This window comes from Nocardioides sp. TF02-7 (assembly GCF_022437945.1).
Classification (GTDB): domain Bacteria; phylum Actinomycetota; class Actinomycetes; order Propionibacteriales; family Nocardioidaceae; genus Nocardioides.
Genome location: NZ_CP092535.1, coordinates 4737832 through 4745229 on the forward strand (window position 1 = coordinate 4737832; position 7398 = coordinate 4745229).

The 7398-nt window shown below is 73.7% G+C and carries 6 protein-coding genes and 2 pseudogenes; 6 read left to right on the top strand and 2 right to left on the bottom strand.

The annotated features are described in order from the left end of the window. The first annotated feature begins 91 nt into the window (after positions 1–91). From MF408_RS24600 to MF408_RS27580, 5 genes and pseudogenes are all read left to right on the top strand, one after another. A complete protein-coding gene (locus MF408_RS24600) occupies positions 92–1012 on the top strand; it encodes an acyltransferase domain-containing protein (protein ID WP_240249753.1) in 921 nt (306 codons plus the stop codon). Then, a pseudogene (locus tag MF408_RS24605) lies at positions 1009–2003 on the top strand (beta-ketoacyl-ACP synthase III); the annotation flags it as partial. The gene MF408_RS24600 and the pseudogene MF408_RS24605, both read left to right, overlap by 4 nt. 48 nt (positions 2004–2051) lie before the next feature. After that, positions 2052–2300 carry an acyl carrier protein gene (locus MF408_RS24610; RefSeq protein ID WP_240252174.1) on the top strand — a complete coding sequence of 83 codons (249 nt, stop codon included), beginning with the start codon at positions 2052–2054 and terminating at the stop codon, positions 2298–2300. Between the two features lie 25 nt (positions 2301–2325). Beyond that, positions 2326–3612, top strand: coding sequence for a beta-ketoacyl-ACP synthase II (locus MF408_RS24615; RefSeq protein ID WP_240249754.1), 1287 nt, complete (start codon positions 2326–2328; stop codon positions 3610–3612). Then, a pseudogene (locus MF408_RS27580) lies at positions 3609–5055 on the top strand (carboxyl transferase domain-containing protein). The gene MF408_RS24615 and the pseudogene MF408_RS27580 overlap by 4 nt, the downstream one beginning before the upstream one ends. A gap of 50 nt (positions 5056–5105) precedes the next feature. Here MF408_RS27580 and MF408_RS24625 read toward each other — a convergent pair. Beyond that, positions 5106–5612, bottom strand: coding sequence for a DUF3145 domain-containing protein (locus tag MF408_RS24625; RefSeq protein WP_240249755.1), 507 nt, complete (start codon positions 5610–5612; stop codon positions 5106–5108). A 263-nt stretch (positions 5613–5875) separates the two neighbouring features. On the opposite strand from MF408_RS24625, the gene MF408_RS24630 reads away from it, so the two are divergent. Beyond that, complete coding sequence (locus MF408_RS24630; protein WP_240249756.1) at positions 5876–6361, top strand: hypothetical protein; 486 nt, start codon at positions 5876–5878, stop codon at positions 6359–6361. Positions 6362–6391: 30 nt separating this feature from the next. Here MF408_RS24630 and MF408_RS24635 read toward each other — a convergent pair whose 3' ends face one another. Further along, positions 6392–7108 (bottom strand): tetratricopeptide repeat protein, encoded by a 717-nt coding sequence (locus MF408_RS24635; RefSeq protein ID WP_240249757.1) that lies wholly within the window; start codon positions 7106–7108, stop codon positions 6392–6394. Positions 7109–7398: the final 290 nt, after the last annotated feature.

The window sequence follows — 7398 nt, forward strand, 5'->3', positions numbered from 1 at the left end:
CTGGTCGCCACCGGGCTGGTGGCGGCCCTGGAGCTGTTCCCCCCACCCCGCCGACGCCTTCGAGCGGATCGGCGCGGTCACGGGCCACAGCGTGGGAGAGATCGCCGCCGCCGCCGGCGCGCGGGTGATCACCGCCGAGCAGGCGATGGTGCTGGTGCGCGAGCGGGGCCGGGCCATGGCCGACGCCTCCGCCGCCGCGGCGACCGGCATGACGGCCGTGCTCGGCGGCGACCGGGACGAGGTGCTGCAGGCGATCGAGCGGCACGGCCTCGTCGCCGCCAACGACAACGGCCCCGGCCAGGTGGTCGCGGCCGGCACCCAGGAGCAGCTCGAGGCGTTGGCCGCCGACCCGCCCGCCCGGGCCAAGCTCCGCCCCCTCGCCGTCGCCGGCGCCTTCCACTCCTCCCACATGGCGCCGGCGGTCGACCACGTCGCCGCGCTCGCCCGCTCGGTGTCGGTGCACGACCCGAGGACGCGGCTCATCTCCAACCGCGACGGCACCGTGGTCCACGACGGCCCGGAGGTGCTGCGGCGCATCGTCGGCCAGATCGCGCGCCCGGTCCGGTGGGACCTGTGCCTGGAGACCATGGCCGACCTCGGCGTGACCGGCATCCTCGAGATGCCGCCGGCCGGCACCCTCACCGGCATCGCCAAGCGGTTCTTCCGCGGGCGCGGGATGACGGTCGAGACGTTCGCCCTCGACTCCCCCGACCAGCTCGACGACGCCCGCGACTTCTGCGAGAAGCACGGCGAGGTCTCCCCGATCGACACCACCCCGACCTGGCGGATGGTCGTCTCGCCGATGAAGGGCGTCTTCCACCGCGACGAGCAGGCGGCGGCCGCCGACCTGCTCTCCCCCGGCGTCACGATCGGCGACGTGGCCAGCCTGCGCGACAAGGTCGCGGTCACCGCCCGCCACGGCGGCCAGGTGGTCGAGTGGCTGGTCGAGGACGGCGACCTGGTCTCCCCCGGCCAGCCCCTGCTCCGGCTGCACCCCGAGGGCGTCGCATGATCCGCACCGAGTCCGGGGCGACGCACGCCGCGCTGCTCGGGATCGGTGCCTACCGGCCCGCCCGGGTGGTGCCCAACTCCGAGATCGTCGACGCGATCGACTCCAGCGACGAGTGGATCCAGCAGCGTTCCGGCATCCGCACCCGCCGGATCGCCGGCCCCGACGAGACCGTGGTCTCGATGTCGGTCGCGGCCTCCCGCGACGCGCTGGCCCGGGCCGGCGTCGACGCCCGGCAGGTCGACTGCGTGGTCGTCGCCACCGTCAGCCACCTGCTCCAGACGCCGTCGGCGGCGACCGCGGTCGCCCACGAGCTCGGCACCGACCAGGCGGCGGCGTTCGACATCTCCGCGGCCTGCGCCGGCTTCTGCCACGGCGTCGCGCTGGCCAACGACCTGGTGCGCGGCGGCAGCGCCCGCTACGTGCTCGTGGTCGGCGTCGAGCGGCTCTCCGACATCACCGACCCCACCGACCGCGGCAGCGCGTTCATCTTCGCCGACGGCGCCGGCGCCGTCGTCGTCGGCCCGTCGGACGAGCCGGGGATCGGCCCGGTCGTCTGGGGGTCCGACGGCGAGCAGTACGACCTGATCCGCAGCCGCCAGGACTGGCGCGACGTGCTCGCCTCCGACGCCCCCGTCATGCCGCACCTGGTCATGCAGGGGCAACGCGGTCTTCCGCTGGGCGTCGTACTCGATGGCGAAGGTCGCGCAGCAGGCCCTGGACCGGGCCGGTGTGAGCATCGACGACCTCGACTGCTTCGTCCCCCCACCAGGCCAACAACCGGATCACCGACGCGATGGCGCGGGCGATGAAGCTCCCGCCGCGCGTCCGGATCGCCCGCGACATCGTCGACGCGGGCAACACCTCGGCGGCCTCCATCCCGCTCGCACTCGAGCGGATGGTCAGCGACGGGGACGCCCGACCGGGCGATCTCGCGTTGCTGGTCGCCTTCGGCGCCGGCCTGGCTTACGCAGCACAGGTCGTCACCGTTCCCCTGACCCGAGAAGCACCCGCCCCAACCCAGAGAAGCAGGAGAACCCCTATGTCCACCGAAGAGATCCGCGCCGCCCTCGCCGACATCGTCAACGAGGTCGCCGGTGTCGACCAGGACGACGTCCAGCTCGACAAGTCGTTCGTCGACGACCTCGACGTCGACTCGCTGTCGATGGTCGAGGTCGTGGTCGCCGCCGAGGAGAAGTTCGGCGTGACCATCCCCGACGACGAGGTGAAGAACCTGCGCACGGTCGGCGACGCGGTCGCCTACATCGAGCGCGCCAACGCCGCCGCCTGATCCCGACAGGACCGAGGAACTCCCCATGACCCGCACCCGCCGCGTCGTCGTCACCGGGCTGGGCACCACCAGCCCGCTCGGTGGCGACGTGACCGACACCTGGGACGGCCTGGTCGCCGGCCGTTCCGGCGTACGACGTCTCGCCGACTCGGCCGCGTTCGCCTCCTGGGCGGACGCGGGGATCGGAGCCGACCTCCCCGTGGGCATCGCCGCCACTGCCGCGGTCGAGCCCACCGAGGTGCTCGAGCGGGTGCGGGCCAGGCGTCTCGACCGCTCGTCGCAGTTCGCCCTCATCGCGGCGATCGAGGCCTGGCGCGACGCCGGGCTCGACGGCCCGCAGGAGGCCGGCGAGCTCGACGGCGAGCGCGTCGGCGTCGCCATGGCCTCCGGCATCGGCGGCGTGCAGACGCTCCTGTCCAACTACGACACGCTGCGCGCGAAGGGCGCCCGCCGGGTCTCCCCGCTCTCGGTGCCCATGCTCATGGCCAACGCCCCCGCCGCCACCATCAGCTTGCAGATCGGCGCCCGGGCGGCGGTCAACACCCCGGTCTCAGCGTGCGCGTCGGGCAACGAGGCGATCGCGCTCGCGACCGACCAGATCCGTCTGGGGCGGGCCGACGTGGTGGTCGCCGGCGGCACTGAGGCGGCCATCCACCCACTGCCGATCGCGGCCTTCGCGAACATGATGGCGCTGTCGAAGAACCCTGCCGACCCCACGACGGTGTCGCGTCCGTGGGACACCGCCCGCGACGGCTTCGTGCTCGGGGAGGGCGCCGGTGCGCTCGTCCTCGAGTCGGAGGAGCACGCACTGGCGCGCGGGGCCCGGATCTACGCGGTCGTGCTCGGGACCGGCATCACCGCCGACTCCCACGACATCGCCCAGCCCGACCCGGAGGGCCGCGGCGGGACGCGCGCGATCCGCCGGGCGCTGGAGGACGGCGACATCGACCCGGCCGACGTGGCGCACGTCAACGCGCACGCCACCTCCACGCCGCTGGGCGACGTGGCCGAGGCCGGCATGCTCCACGCCACGCTCGGCGGGCACGCCACCGACGTCGTCGTCACCAGCACGAAGTCGATGACCGGCCACCTGCTCGGCGGGGCCGGGGCGGTGGAGGGAGTCGCCACCGTGCTCGCCCTCCACCACCGGCTGTCGCCGCCGACGATCAACCTCGACGACCAGGACCCGGCGGTCGAGCTCGACATCGCCACGAAGGCGCGGGACCTGCCTCACGGCGACATCGTCGGCCTCAACAACTCCTTCGGGTTCGGCGGCGCCAACGTCGCCGTGGCGTTCGGGTCCGTCCGGTGACCGCCGTCGACCACCCGCCCGCCGCCCCGCGGCCGGCGAAGCCGCCGCGCGACCAGGACCCCCGCAACCCGGTCACCCGGCTCCGCGCCCTGCTCGACGACGACACGATGGAGCTCATCACTCCCGACGACGACTCCGGCATGCTCGCCGCTGTCGGCACCGTCGACGGCACCCGCGTCGTGGCCTTCTGCTCCGACGCCACCGTGATGGGCGGCGCGATGGGCGACGCCGGGTGCGGCGTCGTCGTCGACGCCTACCACCGCGCCCTCGTGGAGCGGGTGCCGATCATCGGCCTGTGGCACTCCGGCGGCGCCCGCCTCGCGGAGGGCGTGCTGTCGCTCCACGCCGTCGGCCGGATCTTCCAGGTCATGACCCAGGCCTCCGGCGTGATCCCCCAGATCTCCGTCGTGCTCGGTCCCGCCGCCGGCGGCGCCGCCTACGGCCCGGCGCTCACCGACGTCGTCATCCTCGGTCCCGAGGGCCGGATCTTCGTCACCGGACCCGACGTGGTCCGGTCGGTGACCGGCGAGGCGGTCGACATGCTCCGGCTCGGCGGCCCCGAGCCGCACGGACGTCGTTCCGGCGTCGTGCACCTGGTCTCGGAGACCGAGGCCGACGCGCTCCAGCGGGCGCGCGACCTGGCGACACTGCTCGGCAGCCAGGGCAGCCTGGTGCTCGACCACGTCGAGGACCGCGACCTCGCCGAGCACCTCCCCGAGTCGACCAAGCGCGCCTACGACGTGCACCCGTTGCTCGAGGACCTCCTCGACACCGGGAGCGCGCTCGAGCTCCATGCCCGCTGGGCGCCCAACATCGTCACCGCCCTCGGCCGCCTCGGCGGCCGCACCGTCGGCGTGGTCGCCAACAACCCGCTGCGGCTGGGCGGCTGCCTCGACTCGCTGTCGGCGGAGAAGGCGGCCCGGTTCGTGCGGATGTGCGATGCGTTCGGCGTCCCCCCTCGTGGTGGTCGTCGACGTGCCCGGCTACCTGCCCGGCGTCGGTCAGGAGTGGGACGGCGTCGTACGCCGCGGCGCCAAGCTGCTGCACGCGTTCGGCGAGTGCGTGGTCCCGCGGGTCACGCTCGTCACCCGCAAGACCTACGGCGGTGCCTACATCGCCATGAACGCGCGCTCGATCGGCGCCACCAAGGTGTTCGCCTGGCCGGGCGCCGAGGTCGCGGTGATGGGCGCGGTCGCCGCCGTCCGGATCCTGCACCGCCGCAAGCTGGCCGAGGTGCCGCCCGACCTGCGCCCGCGGGTCGAGGCCGAGCTCGCGGCCGAGCACGAGCGGATCGCCGGTGGTGTCGACAAGGCGGTCGAGATCGGCGTGGTCGACGAGGTCGTCGAGCCGTCCGCCACCCGGTCCGCGATCGCCCGCGCGATCGTCGAGGCGGTCGACCGTGTCGGCGTCCGCCGCGGCGCCCACGGCAACATCCCGCTGTAGATCGACCCGGTGGGCCGACGCGGCCGTCCTCGCGCTGGACGGCCGCGCGGCTACACCACCTGGTGCAGCCAGCGCACCGGGGCGCCGTCGCCGGCGTGCCGGAACGTCTCCAGCTGGTCGTCCCACGGCTTTCCGAGCAGCTTGTCGATCTCGTTCTCGAGGGTCGTCTCGCCGAGCGCGGAGCGCACGACGGCGGCCTTGAGCCGGTCCTCGGGGATCATGATGTCGCCGTGGATGCCGGTGACGGCGTGGAAGACGCCGAGGTCGGGCGTGTAGGAGAACCGGGCGCCCTCGGTCGCCGACGTCGGCTCCTCGGTCACCTCGAACCGCAGGTGCTCCCAGCCGCGGAGGGCCGAAGCGATCGCGGCGGCCGACCCGACCTTGCCGGTCCAGGAGAACTCGCAGCGGTAGGTGCCGGACTGCGCCGGCTGCGGCGTCCAGTGCGGGTTCACGGGTACGCCGAGAACACCGCCCACGGCCCACTCGACGTGCGGGCACAACGCGGACGGTGCGGAGTGGACGTAGAACACGCCCCTGGTTGCACTGTTGGTGGTCACCGCGAATCTCCTCGACTACTGCCTTGCCTCCGGCGCGAGCTACGCCTTCCCCAGCGGTCTCTCCTCGGAGGTCAGGTCGAGCACTCGTGGAGCCCTCGAAGTGACGTCTGTGTGGTTGTGTCTCCTATTGTGACGCATGAGATGCGCTCACGCCAGCAATGACGGCGGCGTTGTCCTATCGTTCGGCCATGTCCCGCTCCCTCGAGGTCCGGCGACGGTCCCGACCAGAGGGTCCGACGCGCCTGCGGCGCGTCACCGCCGCCGTGCTCGCCGTGCTCGTCGCCGGCGGCTGGACGGCCTGGTACGTGCTGACACCCGAGGACCTCCCGGTCACCGCTCGCACCGCCGAGGCCACGGGCGTCGTGGGCACGCCGGTCTACGTCGGGATGCTCACCCTCGACGCCGACCGCACCCTCCACGTCTCGGAGGTGGAGGTTGCCGTCGACGGCGACGTGGTCGCCGAGCCGGTCCTCTGCCGCGGCGGCTCCGTGGGCGTCACGACCGCGCCCGAGGGCTACTGCACCCACGTCACCGACGGCGCGACCGGTGAGCTGGACGCTGGTGACTCCGTCATGCTCCGCATCACCGCGACCGAGCCGGCCGAGGCGACCGTCGGCCGCTTGGAGCTCACCTTCCGCGAGGGCATCCGGTGGGGCACCCGCGAAGCAGGCATCGCTGCCGTCAACGTGGTGATCGTCGAGCGCGACACCCCGCCGCCGCTGCCCCCTGACGAGGAGGGAGCCCCCTGACGAGCCGGCCGACCGCCCCGGCGACGACGCTCAGGAGTCGGCGACCCGGGCCTCCAGGGCGGCGGCGCGCTCGGCGGCGTCGGTGATCTCCTCGGCGTCGATGGCGTTGGTGCGGTGGAACCACGACAGCGCGTCGCGCTCCTTCCCCGCCTGCTCCAGCGTGTCGGCGTAGGCGTACCGCAGCCGCACCACCCAGGACTCGCGGCTCTTGCTGTTGAGCGGAGCGAGCTCCAGGGTCCGCAGTGCGGCGTCGAGCTGGCCGAGGTCGCGTCGCGCCCCCGCCTCGACGATCGTCATCTCCGTCTTGAGCGGCGCGGGGAACCGGGCCACCGACGGGCTCTTGGCGAGCTCGATGGCCCGCTTGGCGTTGCCGAGAGCGCGGTGGCAGTCGGCCATGATCGGCAGGTACGCCGTCGCACCGTTCATCCGCTTCGCTGCCCGCAGGTCCGCCAGCGCCTCGGCGTAGTGACCCGCGGCGTACGCCGCCTCACCCGCGGCCTCCCGCACGACAGCCAGCCTGGGAGCGCGGGACCGCGCGGCCAGCGTGTGCTGGTAGGCCGTCTCGGGCTCGTCGTCGATGAGGGCTCCCGCAGCCGCCAGGTGCCGCGCCACGCGCTGGGCCAGCTTGTCGGGCAGGCTCTTGAGCTGGGCGCGCACGTCGGGCGCCAGCTCACGGCCGGTGATCTCCTCGGGCAGCGGCGGACCGTCGTAGACCTTCTGCGCCGCGCTGCGCTCGTCGCTCGCCACCTTGCGATCGACCGGACGCCGCTGACCGCCCTGCTGGCCGCGCTGACCCCGCTGCGCCGGCTTCCCGGCGCGCCCGGACCCACCGGACTGGCCTGCTCCCGCGCCGCGCCGGCCGCCCTCGCCCCGCTTGCCGGTGCCACCGTCGCTGCTGCGACGGTCGCTGCCGCCCGGGCGCCCGCCGCGAGCGGGGCCCGGCCTTCCGCGTCGCTGCTCAGCCACGACGAATCACTCTCTTCAGCTGGAATCGGTTGGTCATAAATAGACTAGAGGCCACCCGAAGGTGGCCTCTA

Coding starts and splice junctions, on each gene's coding strand:
- MF408_RS24610 (WP_240252174.1), top strand. CDS start 2,052: ATGTCCACCGAAGAGATCCGCGCCGCCCTCGCCGACATCGTCAACGAG.
- MF408_RS24615 (WP_240249754.1), top strand. CDS start 2,326: ATGACCCGCACCCGCCGCGTCGTCGTCACCGGGCTGGGCACCACCAGC.